The following is an 18,445-nucleotide window of genomic DNA, read 5'->3' on the forward strand; positions in this document are numbered from 1 at the left end:
GCATGTTTATTTTATTGCTTCGTACCGGAATGTATAATATCCGCTATCCCCTTTTCCATCTTTGTAATATCTTTGGATTTCCAGTTTTACATATTTACCGGAAGCCAGTTTAACAACAATCGTTTTTTGTGGTAAAGGTGTTATTGAATGCGAAAGCATATCATATTCATACCAGCTGTTACCGCTGCCTTTCTCCAGTACATTTAAATAGCCTGTCTTGGGAGCCACCAACACCTGATCATAAGATTGGTTCAGAACCTGAATGGTTACACCTGTATTATTTTCAATACTCGTTCTGTTGAATGAAAGGGTCCAGGCTTTATCAGCCGAAGTTGCTGCATTGGTTTCCAGATTATAATAAGCAATTGCAGACGATGCATTCAGATTTTTAACAGTGTGTGTTTGTATGGCCAAAACAAAAAATGTATTCATTCCTGTCCACATGAATACTAACAGGTAACAGGCAAGTCTTGTTCTTTTCATTATGCGTTACATTTGATTATTATTTAGAATATTTCTAAACAACAATCAAATGTACCCGATTACAGGGAGCTTTGAAATACTTAAAAAGAGGTAATTTTTGAAAAAAGACCAGAAAAGAGAAAACTGATTACCAGCTTATTGAGATACTTCCAGAATGGATTGCAGTTCTTCTACTTTTGATTTACTCACCAGTGCCTGAAGATAATCGCCGCTTTGCAATACAGTACCTCCGGAGGGAACAAAGTAGGTATCCCCTCTTTTAACGGTGATGATTAAACACCCTTGTAATGCTTTTATAGAAACGATTGATTGATTGTTAAAAGTAGCATTATCCGGTACGATCATATTAATACGCACACGGTCTACTTCATCCAGGTGGTTAAATTCGGTAGGTGAAGTGATAAATGGTTTATGCGTATCCTTTAAGTGTAACAGATCAAGCACAAACGGGATTGTCCAGCCCTGTAACAAAGCCGAAGTTATGACAATGAAAAACACTACGTTGAAAATCCATTGTGCTTCTGCAACCCCTGCCAATAAAGGAAAGGTAGCAAGGATAATCGGTACTGCACCCCGTAGTCCAACCCATGAAATGAATAGCATTTCCTTAAAGCTAAACTTAAACGGAATGAGTGAAATAAATACACCCAACGGACGTGCCAGAATAATCAGGAACAGGGAAATAGAAAGTTCGGTTTTGAATGCAGTGAGTATATGACTCGGGAACACTAACAAACCAAGCGTTAAGAACATAACGATCTGCGCTACCCAGGCCATCCCGTCGAAGAAACGGAAAACGTTTTTCTTATGTACGATGTTGTGGTTTCCTACTACCATGCCGGCTACATATACCGCAAGGAAACCACTTCCATGAATAAGATTTGTTGAAGCGTATACAAAGAAAGCAGATGCAAAAACAAATACCTGATACAAACCTTCAATAGGTATTTTTAACCTGTTTATAATAAATACAATCCCTTTACCCAACAGCAGACCCATGCCAAGGCCAATGCCCATTTCCATAAGAAACTGAAGCGCCAGCTGTCCGAAAGAAATGTCCGGCATCTGAATAATTTCGATCATGGTGATGGTTAAAAAAACGGCCATCGGATCATTGCTTCCGGATTCCAGTTCAAGCAAAGGTGTAATATTACCTTTAATTTTTATGTTGCGTGCGCCAATGATAGAGAACACCGCTGCAGCATCTGTTGAAGCAACAATAGAACCCAATAACAAACTCACAAGTAACGATACATCGAATACATAATGTGCAAAAATTGCAACAGAACCTGCTGTAACAACAACACCAAGTGTTGCTAAACTTATCGCCGGAAACAATACCGGTTTTACAATATGCCAATGCGTAGACAGGCCGCCTGAAAACAATATAAATACCAGAGAGGTGATGCCTATGGATTGCGCCAGCCTGGTATCATCAAATGCCATTCCTCCTGCTCCTTCAGAGCCTGCCAGCATACCAATGCCTAAAAACAAGAGCAGTACCGGTACTCCTAAATTATTGCTGATACGTGCAATAAAAATACTTATTAAAATAAGCGTTGAAAAACCTAATAATAATTCTTCCAGATTCAAAATATAAAATTTATAAGGGTTCGAAACAGTCTGAGAATTCTAAAAAACGACTGACGTTTTATCTTAATAAAGATACAGTATTTTTACATCACTTCATTTCAAACATTCAGAAAACACCATAAGTTATTTTTTTAATTATATGTGTATAGATTTACAGAAGTCTGTACACATATAATTAAAAAAAATATTTACACCAGCAACTAAGGGAGTTTTGATTTGAATAAATTAATGAGCGCCTGATTGCCCGTTGAAGGATCAACAGGAGTACCGTAGCCTTTATAAATACCGAAGGAATCTTCATGATAGGCATGGTATGTAAAATGGGCATCCCGTTCTTTAAGGATATCAATCATATCACCCGTCCACTGCAAGCCGCCTAGATTATTTTCATAACCAAACTGAATCACTCCGAACTCCCCTAAAAATAAGGGCTTGTTTTTGATGTGTGTCCATTTATAATATTGATCTACCTGTGCCGCTAAATATTCTTTTCCCAATGAATATACATTGTCTCCATCAGCAATCTGTTCAAAATCCAGGCGGAACATGGCAGCAGAACCAGCTGTCACATCTTCTCCTTTTACCCAGCCGCTGATGGTGTAGGAATAACCTTGTTTGGGAATAAACTGATAGGCAGTACTGCTTATATTGGCATCGCCGGTTGTCCCCTGCATGTATAGCGAGTTTGAATTTGAATGCCCTGTAGCAGCGTCAGCGCCTGCAGTACCAGATCCGTTTTCACTCCATGAATACCAGCCGTCAAATGTATTCAGATCTATTTCAAATACATTACGTACAAAATTATCCGATGCATCATACTCCTTCACTACAATATCATCTACCCATATCTTACCTGTATTGGCACGGTTTACAACTGTTGGTTTGCCCAGTTTTATTTTTTCATCCTGTATTTTATACTTAGGTGATTCAGCATATTCCATCCAATCGTAGGTACCTGTTGGTATGCGGGCATTTGCAAAAGATGCGGTGTAAAAAAAAGAATTGCCTTTAACAAAAACCCTGTTGGCATCCGGATAGGTTTGTCCGATCGGAAATGTGTTGCCTCCTCCGATCCAGCTTGCCCCCTGATGAGTGAATTCCATCGGCAAATAAAAATGAAATTCATATGCAAGATTGTTGTCATTCAGGTCAAAAAAATTCATATCCGAATTATTTGACCAGTTATCATCTATCGCATTCACCCGCTCCACAATAATCATGCTGTTGGTGTTTACCGTACGGATGGTATCAATAATTGACTGTGAAAAGTTTTTCCATTGATCAATGGATGTTGTTACTACGGGCTCATTCAGCAGATCAAGTCCGGCAATGGTTGGTTCATTTGCATACCGTTTGGCAATATTAAACCACAACGCCTTTAACCGGTTCTGGTTTTCGGGATTGTTCCATAACGCATCACCATCTCCGTTAGATTGAAAGCCGCCTTGGGGCACATGCATATTGAGAATTAAATAAATGTCATGTTTTTTTGCCCAGGCAATATTCTGATCGATCCAGTCCCACGCTGCAGATTTATATACATACGGAGTAGCATCATCTTCAAAAATCTGATAATTCAGGTAAAAACGTATGGCATTCATACCCATATCGCGCACGCGCTTATAATCTTCTTCTGAATGATGCGTTGTCGGAATGGTAGGTGCATTAGACCATACTTCATTTCCAAATGCTACGCCTCTCAAGTATACTTTTTTACCGCTGCCATCAATAATATCAATTCCACTGGCATGTAATTGCCTGCTATCAATGGATGTGGATTCATCGTCATGTTTTTTACGGCAGGCAATCGCGATTGAACATGCGGCAATTAAAATAAAGATTGTTCTGATAGTCATATTTTTTACTATATAGAGGCATAGTAAAGTATGAAAATTATAGAACTATTACAAGATTATGTACTATTATTAATAGAATTAAATCAATTTGACAGATTTAAAACCTGGCCATAGTCTTCTTTTTTGAAGGGCAGATCATGCGTTACGCAGATACAGATAAATGGCTCAACAGCCTGCATTTCATGCAAAATAGAAAAAAACCGGGTACGGTTTTTAGCATCCAAATATTGCGTAGGTTCATCCAGCAGCAATACGGGAGGAGCAGCTAAAAAAGATTGTACCAGCCAGCAAAGCTGCAGCTCTCCACCAGAAAGTTCTTTTGCATTCCTGTTTAATAAATGGGTAATGCCAAATCGCTCGGCCATACCTTTAACAGCCAGCCATTGGTGTGGTGTATATGCTTCATACCATTTTTTCTGTCTGAAAAATGCCATGATCAATAATTCTTTTACTTCAACGGGAAAGGCTAAGGTATTATGCTGGGGAAGAAAGTGTACGTTTCTGTGCCATTCCGGCAAAGGCATTTCTTCAAAATGACGGGCATTAAAAAATATATCTCCTGCTGAAACAGGCAGGTAACGCGCAATTGCTTTTAACAAGGTAGATTTACCTGAGCCGTTATCTCCGGTAATAAAGATAACATCTCCGGATACAGCTTTCAGGTTAACAGAATGGACAATTTGTTTTCCGTTAAGCGTTATGGATACTTTAGAGAGTTCCAGGTTTGTGTTCAATGGATAGAAAATAAAAAACCGGGTTTGCACCCGGTTTCTGATTAATATTCGTCCTCATTAAAGAAGAAATCATCTTTAGACGGATAATCCGGCCAGATCTCTTCAATACTTTCATAAGGTTGACCATCGTCTTCCAGTTCTTGCAAGTTTTCAATCACTTCAAGAGGTGTACCAGAACGCACAGAAAAGTCAATCAACTCATCTTTTGTTGCTGGCCATGGGGCATCTTCCAGGTAGGAAGCTAATTCTAGTGTCCAATACATATTTCTATTTCCTCAGTTTTGAACTTCCGTGCAAAAATAAAATATTAATCAGTATTACAAACTTTTTTTTTGAAATGTGGATAAGAAAGTAGTTTCCAATTGACAGATACCAGTTGTTAGATTATGATATTTTAATAAGATAAAAGAGCTGAAATCAGTATTCAGTACAGAGTACTTAGTACTAAGGCGACTATAATTTTGCGGTCTTTCTTATTTTAACCATTGCAAACTTCACCTTTTTCACTTTGCGTCCTTTGAGGTTACTTTTTCAAACTAAAAAAACTGATTTTATATAAAGTAACGTATTACTTATACCCTATTCTTTTATTTCCTTGTAATTAGCTACTTAGTATTCTGTACTTTCCTCGTCTGGAAACCGGCACCTAGAAACTAGAAACTTTTTTCCGATATTTGAACTTAGAATTAAACAGTACTATGAGCGAACAAATTATATTTTCTATGGCTGGTGTGAGTAAGATCATACCACCCAAACGTCAGATTATTAAAAACATTTATTTGTCTTTTTTCTATGGAGCCAAAATTGGTGTCTTAGGTTTAAACGGTTCGGGTAAGTCTACCCTGCTTAAAATCATTGCAGGTATTGATAAAGAATTTATCGGTGACGTGGCTTTCAGCCCGGGTTATACGGTTGGTATGCTGGAGCAGGAACCAAAACTTGACCCGACTAAAACGGTTAAAGAAATCGTTGAAGAAGGTGTTCAGGAAGTAGTTGATCTGTTAAAGAAATTCGAAGATATCAATCTGAAATTCGGTGAAGAAATGACCGACGATCAGATGACAAAACTGATTGAAGAGCAAGGACGCATACAGGAATTACTGGATCAGCACAATGCATGGGAACTGGATACAAAGCTGGAACGCGCTATGGACGCCCTTCGCTGTCCGCCCGGTGATGCAAAGATTGAACACTTATCCGGCGGTGAAAAAAGACGTGTTGCTTTATGCCGCTTATTGCTTCAGGAGCCGGATGTATTATTACTTGATGAACCTACCAACCACCTGGATGCGGAGTCTGTTGACTGGCTGGAACAACACTTACAGCAATATGCAGGTACGGTGATTGCCGTAACCCACGATAGATATTTCCTGGATAACGTTGCAGGCTGGATCCTGGAACTTGACCGTGGTGAAGGTATTCCATGGAAAGGAAATTATTCTTCCTGGCTGGATCAGAAACAAACCCGTTTATCTCAGGAAGAAAAAACAGAATCAAAACGTCAGAAGACGTTACAGCGTGAGCTTGAATGGGTACGTATGTCTCCGAAGGCACGTCAGGCCAAGTCTAAGGCTCGTATCAGCGCCTATGATAAATTATTAGGCGAAGAAACAAAGGAAAAAGAAGAAAGGCTGGAAATGTTTATTCCCGCAGGCAGGCGTTTGGGCAGCAAAGTAATTGAAGTACAAAACGTATCCAAAGCCTTTGGCGATAAATTACTGTTCGATGATCTGAGCTTTAATCTGCCGCAAGGTGGCATTGTTGGTATTATCGGGCCCAATGGTGCAGGTAAAACAACGTTGTTCAAATTGATTACCGGACAGGCGCAGCCGGACTCTGGTTCTTTTGCTGTTGGGGAGACTGTAGACATTGGGTATTACGATCAGGAACACTCAGGTCTGGATCCTGAAAAATCTGTATTTGAAACGATCTCCGGCGGAACAGAACATCTGATGCTTGGTAACAAGCAGGTGAACTCCCGTGCGTATGTAAGCCGTTTCAACTTTGGCGGATCAGATCAGGAAAAAAAGATTGGTGTATTGTCGGGTGGTGAACGGAACCGTGTACACCTTGCCATGACATTAAAAACCGGTGCGAACCTGTTACTGCTCGATGAGCCTACCAATGATCTCGATGTAAACACACTGCGTGCGCTGGAAGAAGCACTGGAGAACTTTGGCGGATGTGCGGTGATTATTTCCCACGACCGCTGGTTCCTGGATCGTGTGGCAACACACATACTTGCTTTCGAAGGCGATTCTCAGGTATATTGGTTTGAAGGAAACTATTCCGATTACGAAGAAAATAAGAAAAAACGTTTGGGTGATGTTGGCCCGCAACGTATCCGGTATAAAAAACTGGTTAAATAATTGAAATAAAGTCACGCTAAATGCGTGACTTTATTTTTTTAACATCTTGCTCTTTATTAACGTATAAAACAATTATATTTAAACAGGCGACCGTTAACTTCGGTGCTGCCTGTCAGACAATAGAGTTGATTACTTAATTCATTTAATATGAAATATTCTTTTTACGCAATTTTACTTTTTATTTCTCTATCAATGACCTCTTGCTTTGAAATCATTGAAGATATTACGGTTCACAAAAACGGAAGCGGCACATACAAGTTCATTGTGAATTTAAGCCAGAGTAAAAATCAGATAGATAAGATCCGCACACAGGACAGCATCCTGCATTTTAAAGTACCAACAACCGCGATGGCAGACAGTAAGATCACCGAAGTGAAAATCAAACTTCAAACGATCAACGGAATAAGCAATGTTGTCATAAAACAGGATCATTCAAATTACATCTATAACCTGAGCTGTGACTTTAAAAATGTAGCAGCATTAAACAATGCCATCTATAGTATCTGGAAAACATACGACAAAAACGCACCTGCTGACCTGAGCCTGTATTCTTACGAAAACGGTGTATTCAAACGAGATGCAAACAGTTCAGCAGTAGATCATCTCACTAAAAATGCAAATACACAAGTAATTGAAATGCTGCAGAAATCAAACTATACGGTTATTTGCAGGTTTGATACAACCGTTACCAATACGAACCTAATGAACTACACACTTTCACCTAGTAAAAAGGCTGCCTTGTATAAAAATGATGTTTGGAGTACAATCGTGGTTAAAGGTAAATCCAATAATCAATTAACCATTACGCAATAATTTAATTTTATCAGTTACAATTCCTCCAATACTTATTACCATTTATGAAAAAATATTTACTGTTGGTATCAGCCTTTCTTCTTACACTTTTTTTAAGCGCACAGGATATTAAAAACTACATCCCTGAAAAAGTCAACTACATTGTAAAGATTGACGGGCAACGTATTAATAACAATGTAAATTTTGACATTATCCGGTCAAGTGAAATGTATAAAGATTTTATCTTTAAAATGCTCAACAATAAAACAGCTGAGCAGCGCGCTATTATTAAGCTGTTTGAAACACCTGATGAAACGGGCCTGAATATAAAATCTCACATGTACTTATATGAGATTCCGCAGGAAGTTAAAAAATCAGCCAAAGCGTCTTCATACGACGACGAGGATTACTACCAACCTAAGACACGTTCGATAACAGTTGTAGCTATACCTTTATTAAACAATAAAAACTTTACCAATTTCATAAAGGATGTGTATCACGATAATTCAAAAGTTAAAGTGATGAAATTTGCGAAGGGAATGAATTATATGAATGTCAATAATTCTAATCTTATCATCTGGAATGCGGAAAAAGTATTCTTCTGCAAACTTCCCTACCGCAGTTATTATGATAAAGAATATTCTAAGGCGGATATCAAAACCTTTATAAAATCCATTGCCTTCCCGATCGAACATAAAAGTATCTTATCCAATTCAAAAGTGCTGAATGCATTGGGCAAGGATTCAGATGTATCCTATATCTTCACTTCAAACGTTTGGAGTGAAATGCCTTATATGTTTAATGAAATAAACAGAGAAAAAAATGTTAAAGATACGGCAATCTTTAACCAGGACCTGTTCAAAGATAACTACAGCTTCAGCTACATCAACTTCGAAAACGGAGAAATTGTGTTTACCGGGAATCAGTTCTATGGCAAAAAATTAGCGGGTATCATTGATCCGATATTCAACCTCAAACCATCGGCTAAATTAGGAAACATCTTATACCAGACACCTGTAACAAGTTATATCAGCTATGCATTTAGCCTTACAGAGGTTCAGAAATTTGTAGATAAAACCTTTACGTATAGTATGGATACTATTCTGATTGAGTATATCCGTGATTCACAGAATAATTTATTTGAAACAGACTCCGTGATAAATAAGTACCGTGTTGAAATCGATTCCATTGATTTTCTTGTGAACGGTCCCAAACAAACAGTGGACGTATTAGATCTGGAAACCATCACTGATTCAGGAACGGTTTATACAGATGAAGAACGGGATAACTACGATTATTATTCCTATGATTCCGGTGCAGACAAAGCAAAATATGAACACGAATCTTTAAACTGGTATCAGATCGATTCATTGGAAGCAAGACAAGACAGCTTATATGTATTGATAGATGACCGCAAAGATACCCTTGCTGTTAGAACCTATCAATCGTTGGGTATTAAAGGAGACGAACTGTGGAGCATTTTTAACGGAGAGTTTCTGATTCTTTACCATGCCATGACAACGGTTGAAAAAAAATCGAAGGAGTACGAAATGGATGCCGAATATAATTATGTAGAAGTTGAAAAGACAAAGAAGGTTCCTATGCCCTTATATTCGTTTGCATTAACGATTAACAACAATGTTATGTTTAAAAAGTATCTGAATATCATGCTTCAAAAAGGATTTATTCAGAAAGAAAAAAACAGATATTTAGTCGTATTAGGAGAAATGAACCAGTATATATGGGCAAGCGATACCATGTGTATCATCACAAACGATAATAATTTCAATCCATCCAAACGTTCTGCCACTACAAAAAGCGATTATGAATTAACAAACTTCAACCGCGTTACAAACCACCAGTCGGGCGCCTATATTGAAGTAGGAAAGATATTAGCTTCTTCTGTACAGTTTGTTGAAGACAAAGAAACAGCTGAGGTTTTAGAAATTCTGGCGAAATACTTTGATGAAACAATTTATTATACAACGTTTGATGAAAACACAAATATGAATACAAAAACAGATGTTGTATTCAACGATGAAAAAATCAATAGCTTGAACAGCATTTATGCAATGTTTAATGAAATGTATGTGCATTTCACTAAAAAATAATATGCAAAAAAAATATTTTTTTTCAGGAGCGATCCTTTTACTTCTTATCTTATCGTATCTCTTTTACCGTTCGTGTAAAAGAGATACGATTGTTATAAGCCTAAACGAACGATTTGCTCTGCCCGATTCTGCATGGCTTTGCGGAACTGTTAATCTTGACCAGATTCGTAAAGAGGTTGCCTGGTCGTCGTTATTAAATGGCGATGTATTTAAACTATTTAAAACAGACACCACTACCAGCGCGCTTCTGCAGGTATTTAGAAATCCTTCTGATTATTCAATTCTTGAGCAGCATGCTATTCCGTATTTCTCTGTATGGAAAGACAGCATCCGGTATACAGGGATTATTTTTCAGGTAACCAGCATTGACCGGTTCAGCAATGAATACCCGGTTGACAGTATAACGCATTTTAATGAAAAGCGCTATAGCTTCAGAACCAGCGAAGGCATCTGGATGTATCGCAACCACAATCTGCTTTTTATTGGGAATGCAGATAATGATTCGATTTTTGCAGCGGGCATTTTAAATAAAAAAAATATACATCCGGTTGAAACAATACCGGATGGAACCATTTTGCTTACGGCAACTATCCGTACAGCATACATTCCATATGCAGACAACAATCCGCTGCTGCGCAGATCCAGTATGCAACTGTTTCTTAAAAACAATTCAAAAGCGTTACAGATAAACTGGAATTATACTGGCCCCGCGGCTGCTTTCCTAAAACAGGGGCGCTTAGCGGCAGAAAAAGATGCTACCGGTATTTTTGTTGCAGCTAATACATCGCTGGATAGTATACAGACATTTATTCAAGGCATACCCTATCTGCATTCTTTTTATCAAAAAAAATCCTATCCGCTGATTGATACACTCATTTCAACATTGAATAATAATCATCTCTCGTTGGCTTTTAATGGATGGAAAAAAATACACAGCAGTTATTATACCTCTGTTATGAATGAAGAGTTTGAAATGGTACTTCAAAAAAAAGACACAACCAGTATTGAGCCTGTATTTAAATTAACCGTAAGCCAACCGGATAAATCTGCGGCACTACGTTTTACAGCATATCTTCAAAAACAAGGTTTGATCTCTGCAATAAACACAACCGGTTTTACCGTTGTTTTAGGAAGTTTTGACAGTGAATTAAAAATTGAAAAAGATGCGTCGCTTGTACTTCACAACAAACATCAGCCTGCGGAATCAACATCCGGCAGTAAAGATTCAATAAACGGGGCTTTCGCTATGTATATTCACCCGTCATATATTTCGGGGCTTTTCGATCATAAAATAAAAAAAGAAGGATTTCCCGTGCTTGATTCAGGCCTGAAAAAGATTTCCTCCATTGAATGTATTGCGGCTAAGCATGACAGAACTCTTTCCGGATCTCTTATCGTTGAATTTACGGATGGTACACACCCCTTGCTTTCTTTTATGGAAGTATTAAAGCGTATGACTGCTAAAAAGAATAATCAACCTTAACAATATATTTTTTATCGATCACTTTAAACAAGTATTCTCCTACGGTAAAATGTTCAAAGAACAGAATGCTGTAACGATCTATTTCAAATTCAATTACCTCATTTTTCATGAATAGATTGCCTGTAATAATGTTATTCAGGAGTAACACATTTTCAAACCAAAAAGAAGAATCCAGGCATGTAGAATTTGAATCTTTAAGAAGCTCGTATATGTCGAATATTGTATCTTCAGAACTATCGTGATTTTCAGTCATAAACTCATTTGAACGATTCTATTTATTAACGGACTAATTTAATGTTTGGTTTGTAAATCAATAAATAGATTACATTAATTCATATTAAAGTTCAAATTACATAAAAAAAATTTACAAATGTTAATATTCAATGTGAACATGTTTCACTTGAAACTGATTTTAATTTTTCCATTTCTTCTAACTCTTCTTGTGAATATACTGGTTCATCGAATGCTGCCGGGTCTGGCCGGCCCGCATTTACCCAGCAGGTATACCATAAATCGCCAGTACATTTAATGGCTGCGCGCATCCGCTTCTGTACCATATCTTCAAGAGCCTTGTGATATGCGTTGCTAAAATCATATGAGTATACCCGGACTGTTTGTCCGTTTCGGTCTTCATATGAAAAAATTTTATCTGCCTTCATTTGCTGCTGTAATTTTAATTCAACAGCCAATACCTGAGCAACACATGCTCTGGATTCGGTCATTGACTCCCACACAACTTTTTTAATATCAGTAACATAATTAGCTGTACCTAAATAATAATTATAATCAGCGGAAAATAATTCCGGTAAGCGTGATTCCCACAAACCATGAATGCCCTGTTGTCCGGTAAGTTGGCCGTTATAGTTTTTAGTTGTATGCAACGGTACATGAAGATCACCTACATAATGGCCGAGGTCGGCTGATAACTTTAAAATACTTTTAGCATCCCGGTGTTTAAATGCATCGGTTAGTCTGTAGGTTAACCGGACCAGGTTCCATGGAAGTATACCATGTGCATGAAGAGAATCTTCCGGATAAATTGCCTGTGCAGTATTCCAATCCGGGCGGACAATCAAAATACTATCGGAATAATATTCGATATCCATATAGTGTTTCGGCGCTTCACCGGAAACGATGTATCTCCGTTTATCGGGATTAACCGCCTGTTCCGTTATAAAATCAATATGCCGCTTATAAAATGACATTAATGGATGCGGCAGCGTAAAAACGGCCATTTTATTTATTTCTTTGTGAGCAAAAAAGCCCCACGAAGTGCATAAAATGAGGATAAAGGTGCTTAAAATTGCCTTTATCCACCAAAAATCAAGTTTCTTCATAGCTGTGAAGTTTTCCACAATATTAGCTTCTTTTATGGAAATCACAAACCAGGTTTTGTTTTTTAATAATATACTCTTATCTTTGCCATTCGAAAATTTATTGACGAGATAATAGAATTTAGATACTAATATGGCAAATCATAAGTCAGCTTTAAAAAGAATCCGTGCGAACAGAGCGAAATATCTGAGAAACCGCTACCAAATGAAAACTACACGTACTTTCGTGAAGAGACTAAGAGCATCAACTGTAAAAGCAGATGCAAATGAGTTATATAAGAAAGTATCTGGTATGCTTGATAAATTAGCAAAAAGAAACATCATTCATAAAAACAATGCAGCGAACAAAAAATCTAAGTTGGCTAAATTTGTTAATAAATTAGCTGCTTAATTTCAGCTCATTATAAATTAAAAAAGTCCCGCTTTTCAGCGGGACTTTTTTAATTTATACCAAAAAACATCGTTGAAACGTTATTCCTCCGTATATCTCCATATATCAGGTTACATGTTCATGAAGTACCGTAAGATCAGCGGCATTATTTTCTTTGCAAGCTTCGTTTTTGCCTGTTCTTATAATAAAGGAACAACAGCTGCTCCTGAAGTAGACTGTCTACCTGTTGAAAGCGTTTCTTTTTCTGCAGACATTGTACCGATCCTGTTAACCAACTGTGCCATCCCTACCTGCCATTCCGGCAACAACCCCGAAGGTAATCTGAATCTTGAAGCATCAAAAGCATATGTTTCTTTACTCAAAAGAGGAAGTGGTTATGTGGATGTAAACGATCCGAAATCAAGTGTTTTGTACAGCTCTCTTGTTTCCGTTTCAAACCCCATGCCACCGGAAGGGCAACGCCCGTTGACTATATGTGAACTTCAGCTGATCGAATTGTGGATGAAACAGGGTGTTCAAAATAACTAGTCCGTTCTATTCTTATATTTTTTCCACTTTAATGCTGTTCGAATTTCTTAGCACATGCATCACTTGCTGTCCATCTCATTATTGATAGCCTCTCCCATTGAATAACTATTTTTTACCGCTTATCCTGAAAAAATAACCATTCACTCATTTGCACGATATAAAATTATAGCATTCAGTATTTTTAATAAACTGTTATAAAAAATGAAATCCCTGTTTGTATCCATTACCTTTTTTTGTTTTAGTATACTGAATCTTTCCGCGCAAACCATTACTTTTCCGGATGCTAATTTTCAAAACGCATTGCTTACACATTGGCCGGCTATTGATATAAACAACGACGGACTTATTCAGATAAGTGAAATAGAAAATCTAACAAGTTTATATGTTGCAGGTAAATCAATTTCAGATTTAAGCGGCCTTGAGGCATTTCCCAAATTAGTAAGTTTAAACTGCAGCAATAATAGTTTATCACACATAGATCTGTCTCACAATCCGGAGTTGAAATTTTTAGAACTCGGCTGGAATAGCATTTCGAATATTGATCTCAGCAAAAGTACGAAGCTGCAGGTCTTAGGGCTTCAGGATAATGGCTTGACCTCTATTGACGTAACCAGTAATAAAGATCTGCGGGAATTAAAAGTAGAATATAATGCATTAACGCAGCTGGATGTATCAGAAAACAGATTCATCTGGTATCTGAATTTTTCTGACAATCAAATAAGTACGATCAATTTAAATCCTATCCGTTCATTAAGTGTACTTTCTGCCGGAAATAATTTGCTTACTTCACTCAACTTAAGCTGTCACACCAATTTGTCTTACGTTACAATTGACAATAACTCATTATTAAATTCAGTATGCCTGAATAGCTCGGATTATGCAGAACGCATGTCAACTACAGACCCAAACAGTGCGTATTGGACGAAAAGTTCAAACACTGCCTGGGCAAATTGTCCTTCGCTTCCGCTTGTTACACCTATACCGGCAACAATTGTACCTATTAACCTGTGTGAAACAGGAGATATGACATTCAATGCCGTTTCAGAACAGTTTATCTCTAACCCAACCTATCGCTGGCAAAAAGCAAACTCTGCTGCAGGGCCATGGGTAAGTATTCCCGGCGCAATCAATCAATCTCTCGTGCTTACAAACCTGCAGATGAGCGATAATGGTTCGATATATAAAGTGCTGATCAGCTCAACGGATTATTGCGGAACAGGACATATGGAAGAGGCAGCCGGACAAATCATATTACATCCGGCGGTTTATCCAAAGGTTACAGCAAGTGCTTCTGTAAGCGGCGCCATATGCGATAATGCATTGCCAATCACATATACAGCAACGCCTGTAGCCGGACAAGGCTCTGCTCCTGCGTATCAATGGTACTATTATAACAATCCCGGTTTCACAGCTATAGCAGGTGCTACCGATATTCAGTATACACCTGCAGTGCTTCCGCCAGATGGCACACAATTATTTGCAGGTATGTTTACAGATGAAATGTGTGCGGTTGAATCCGGAGTTGCATCCAATATCCTTACTGTTGCTGTTGTACCAGCTCCCGAACCAGTGATAACCACAAGCGACATCGCTCTATGCAATCCTTCCGGATATGTCATACAGACAAGCCACACTGCGGCAACAGGCACACAGTTTCAATGGTACAGAAACGGTATTGCCCTTGCTGGAAGTAATGTACGGAATCTTACCATTCCTGGTGCCGGCACCTATTATATGACTGAAGATAATGGCACCTGCACTACAGCTTCCGGTACTGTAACAATTTCTACATCATCTACTACGCCAGATCCGCAGGTGAACGTCAGTTCTTCCCTTACGGGCGCAGCCTGCGACACGCTTCAAAAAATTACATATACTGCCACAGCAGTTGCCGGAACGGTTACAGCCCCAACCTATCAATGGTACAATGCTGTTACAGATACACCTATCAGCGGCGCAACCGATGCAGTATACACACCTGCAGCCAAACCTATGAATGGAGACCAGGTCTATGTACAGATACACACAAACGAAGCCTGTGTAGCAAATCCGGATGTAAAATCCATTACGTTAACTACTCAAATACTTACTACACCTGCCCCGCTTATTACATCCGGCAATACAGCATTGTGCAATCCATCCGGATATGTCATACAGACAAGCCAGACCGCAGCAACAGGTACGCAGTTTCAATGGTTTAGAAATGGCAGTGCATTAACAGGAAGTAATACACCTACGCTTACCATTGCATCTGAAGGCACATATTATCTGGTTGAAGATAATGGTACCTGTAAAATATCCTCAGGCAGTGTAACAATTTCTGCTATAGCCGCTATGCCGGATCCACAGGTAAACATAAGTTCTTCACTTACCGGTACTGCATGTGATACACTTCAAAAAATAACATATACAGCCACACCAGTTGCCGGCACGGTTACAACTCCAACCTATCAGTGGTATAATGCTGCAACAGATACCCCGATCAGTGGAGCAACCGATGCGGTATATACGCCTGCTGCGAAACCTGTAAACGGTGATAAGGTATATGTACAGATGCATTCAGCTGCAACATGTGTAGCACATCCGGATGTAACGTCTGCGACCCTAACCGCTCACATCCTTACAACGCCTGCACCTGTTATGCTGTCAAGGGACACAGCTATATGCATGCCGCAGGAATATAAACTTTCAGCTAAACTTGCTTCGGGAACTCAGATACAATGGTACAAAAACGGCACACCAATAACGGGTAGCAGCCATGCTGCTTATACGATTCATGCAGATGAATTATCGGGCGGTTCGTATCATGTATCTGAAAGCAATGGCGCCTGTACCATTCATGCAGATGCTGTAAACATTGAACTGATGCATACACCATTATTATATACAGAAAATGAGTTATATGTTTCCAAAGGAGAACGTGTTACATTAAATGTACAGGCAGAGCACGCAGCATATCATCATTGGAGTCCGGCTATTGGATTGAGTAATCCGGATCAGCTGATAACAGAACATCTTGCAACCAACTCTGTTACTTACACACTTCATGCAACAAATCAGTTAAATAAATGTCCGGTAAGTACTGAAGTAACGATACGTGTGAAAGCAGAGGTAATTATACCCAATGTAATTACAGTGAATGGCGATGGTGTAAACGATACCTGGGAAATTGAAAACATAGAAAACTTTCCGCAGGCCTCCATTGAAATATTCAACCGCTGGGGAAATATGGTCTGGAAAAGTATCGGTTACAGCAATCAATGGAACGGCAGCAGCAGAAATGGTGAGCCACTACCCGCAGGCACATATTATTATATCGTTAATCTCAACAGCAAACAACAAACGGATGCGTATACAGGCTATATTCAACTAGTAGAATAAGGATCTATCCTTTACTTATCACCGGGGTAACTAACTGGAACGATCTACGGCTTATCGCGGCCGATAAACCTTTCCTTGCCAAGTAAAAAATTAATTGCGCGTACAACATTCCGTTCAAGACTTTCTTCTGTTTTCAAATGAGACAGATACCGTACAATCTCCTGTTTTAATGAAGGGCGTAAGCCTTCAAAAACTGTTTCAGCTTCTTTATTTTTAGTAAGCGCAGTCTTGAATTTGGGATGCATTGGTATTTCCCTGGAAACTGCGTCGTACGCTATTTCAAAAATTGCAGTATCTCCTACTTCTTTACCTGCCGCTTTACGCATGGGTGTATTTAAATACAAGCGCCAGTCTCCACTGTATTTAATAAGCGTTTGCGGAAATGCATGTCCATCTATGGTTATCTGTACAGGTATCTTGCCTCTGTCTTTTCCGGCTTGTTTGTATACAGCCTTTAATACATCTTCGGGCACATGCACATATGGGTTTACACCAATGATCTTAATGACAGCAGAAAACCGATGCATTTTTTCATCGTGCTTCATATTCAAATGATTTTACCCAATATCTCTTACAGTTACCACAAATATACGAATACTTACCCTGTTCTTTTTTTTGTGCGGAATAAAATTAAACCGGTCACTTGTTCGTATATGTTTATAAAATAAAAACCTCCTGTCCCGCTAAACATTAGGCAGACAGGAGGTTTTATGCATGGTCGATTGTACTTATTTAATTTCTACGAAACCATTCAACAAATCTTCTGATTTTACTTTATACGTAGCAAATAAATTTTGAGACGTGTATGTCAGAAACTGAACAGTACCATTTGCATTTGAATAATAATAACCAAAATACGTAAACTTCACTCCCTGAATGGTTCCATTCATCTGCAGCATAAGTACTTTAACATTATTCACCGTTCTATACTCTTCTTTCACGATCGTAATATCCGGAGAAACTGCTCTCCCGTTTTCCAATGCAATTTCCTTTAATGTTTCCAATGGAATTTCAACTTTTTCAGTAATCATCATTCCATACAAATCACCATCTTTTAATTGAAATTCATATTCAGCATCTTCGTTGCTTGCGGCCTTTTTGAATGTCCATGTTTTAGAATCTATCCATACACCAATATTCAACTTTGTACTTTTGAGTAAAAATGTAGACGTTACCGGTTTAACAAACTTCTTTGGGTTTACAGCAATAACCGCTGCCTTTGTTTCGCCGTTTTTCAATTTCCACGTTCCGTCCGAATAAAGAATTACTTCTTCACCGGTTTCTGTAATGGCTGTCTTTTGTGCCTGAACAACTGAAATTGAGCATACACAAATTAAAAATAGGAATAGTTTTTTCATGAAATTATTAAATGTTTAAAGGTACTAACGGG

At 38.4% G+C, this 18,445-nt stretch carries 16 protein-coding genes; 7 read left to right on the forward strand and 9 right to left on the reverse strand.

What is annotated here, in order from left to right:
- Positions 1-6: 6 nt before the first annotated feature.
- The 5 genes from CHU_RS18880 to CHU_RS09015 form a co-directional block, all read right to left on the reverse strand.
- Positions 7-483 (reverse strand): HmuY family protein, encoded by a 477-nt coding sequence (locus CHU_RS18880; protein ID WP_011585224.1) that lies wholly within the window; start codon positions 481-483, stop codon positions 7-9.
- 135 nt (positions 484-618) lie between these two features.
- Positions 619-2,076, reverse strand: a complete 1,458-nt coding sequence (locus CHU_RS09000; RefSeq protein WP_011585225.1) for a potassium/proton antiporter — start codon at positions 2,074-2,076, stop codon at positions 619-621.
- 200 nt (positions 2,077-2,276) lie between these two features.
- A complete protein-coding gene (locus CHU_RS09005) occupies positions 2,277-3,932 on the reverse strand; it encodes a glycoside hydrolase family 5 protein (RefSeq protein WP_011585226.1) in 1,656 nt (551 codons plus the stop codon).
- 83 nt (positions 3,933-4,015) lie between these two features.
- Positions 4,016-4,696, reverse strand: coding sequence for an ABC transporter ATP-binding protein (locus tag CHU_RS09010; protein ID WP_238379382.1), 681 nt, complete (start codon positions 4,694-4,696; stop codon positions 4,016-4,018).
- Between the two features lie 11 nt (positions 4,697-4,707).
- On the reverse strand, positions 4,708-4,929 hold the full coding sequence (locus CHU_RS09015) for a DUF2795 domain-containing protein (protein WP_011585228.1): 222 nt from the start codon (positions 4,927-4,929) through the stop codon (positions 4,708-4,710).
- Positions 4,930-5,364: 435 nt separating this feature from the next.
- Between CHU_RS09015 and ettA the strand changes: the two genes are divergently transcribed.
- From ettA to CHU_RS09035, 4 genes are all read left to right on the forward strand, one after another.
- On the forward strand, positions 5,365-7,035 hold the full coding sequence (ettA, locus tag CHU_RS09020) for an energy-dependent translational throttle protein EttA (protein WP_011585229.1): 1,671 nt from the start codon (positions 5,365-5,367) through the stop codon (positions 7,033-7,035).
- 147 nt (positions 7,036-7,182) lie between these two features.
- Positions 7,183-7,848: a hypothetical protein gene (locus CHU_RS09025; protein ID WP_011585230.1), complete on the forward strand. Its 666-nt coding sequence runs from the start codon at positions 7,183-7,185 to the stop codon at positions 7,846-7,848.
- 44 nt (positions 7,849-7,892) lie between these two features.
- The gene (locus tag CHU_RS09030; RefSeq protein ID WP_011585231.1) at positions 7,893-9,938 is read left to right on the forward strand and encodes a hypothetical protein; all 2,046 of its coding nucleotides are present in this window, start codon (positions 7,893-7,895) and stop codon (positions 9,936-9,938) included.
- A 1-nt stretch (position 9,939) separates the two neighbouring features.
- Complete coding sequence (locus tag CHU_RS09035) at positions 9,940-11,421, forward strand: hypothetical protein (protein ID WP_143144041.1); 1,482 nt, start codon at positions 9,940-9,942, stop codon at positions 11,419-11,421.
- On the opposite strand, the gene CHU_RS09040 is transcribed toward CHU_RS09035, so the two are convergent.
- Entirely contained in the window at positions 11,399-11,674 is a 276-nt protein-coding gene (locus tag CHU_RS09040) for a hypothetical protein (protein ID WP_011585233.1), read from the reverse strand. The genes CHU_RS09035 and CHU_RS09040 overlap by 23 nt on opposite strands.
- Positions 11,675-11,801: 127 nt before the next feature.
- Positions 11,802-12,758: a zinc dependent phospholipase C family protein gene (locus CHU_RS09045; protein ID WP_011585234.1), complete on the reverse strand. Its 957-nt coding sequence runs from the start codon at positions 12,756-12,758 to the stop codon at positions 11,802-11,804.
- 130 nt (positions 12,759-12,888) lie between these two features.
- Between CHU_RS09045 and rpsT the strand changes: the two genes are divergently transcribed.
- From rpsT to CHU_RS09060, 3 genes are all read left to right on the forward strand, one after another.
- On the forward strand, positions 12,889-13,146 hold the full coding sequence (rpsT, locus tag CHU_RS09050; protein WP_011585235.1) for a 30S ribosomal protein S20: 258 nt from the start codon (positions 12,889-12,891) through the stop codon (positions 13,144-13,146).
- 120 nt (positions 13,147-13,266) lie between these two features.
- Positions 13,267-13,674, forward strand: coding sequence for a c-type cytochrome domain-containing protein (locus CHU_RS09055; protein ID WP_143144040.1), 408 nt, complete (start codon positions 13,267-13,269; stop codon positions 13,672-13,674).
- A gap of 201 nt (positions 13,675-13,875) precedes the next feature.
- Positions 13,876-17,055: a gliding motility-associated C-terminal domain-containing protein gene (locus CHU_RS09060; protein WP_011585237.1), complete on the forward strand. Its 3,180-nt coding sequence runs from the start codon at positions 13,876-13,878 to the stop codon at positions 17,053-17,055.
- A 44-nt stretch (positions 17,056-17,099) separates the two neighbouring features.
- On the opposite strand, the gene CHU_RS09065 is transcribed toward CHU_RS09060, so the two are convergent.
- Together CHU_RS09065 and CHU_RS09070 are read right to left on the reverse strand one after the other, a co-directional pair.
- Positions 17,100-17,600 (reverse strand): YdeI/OmpD-associated family protein, encoded by a 501-nt coding sequence (locus CHU_RS09065; RefSeq protein WP_238379383.1) that lies wholly within the window; start codon positions 17,598-17,600, stop codon positions 17,100-17,102.
- 183 nt (positions 17,601-17,783) lie between these two features.
- Positions 17,784-18,413 carry a hypothetical protein gene (locus tag CHU_RS09070; protein ID WP_011585239.1) on the reverse strand — a complete coding sequence of 210 codons (630 nt, stop codon included), beginning with the start codon at positions 18,411-18,413 and terminating at the stop codon, positions 17,784-17,786.
- Between the last annotated feature and the right edge of the window lie 32 nt (positions 18,414-18,445).

The sequence above is a fragment of the Cytophaga hutchinsonii ATCC 33406 genome (assembly GCF_000014145.1).
Taxonomy (GTDB): Bacteria; Bacteroidota; Bacteroidia; order Cytophagales; family Cytophagaceae; genus Cytophaga; species Cytophaga hutchinsonii.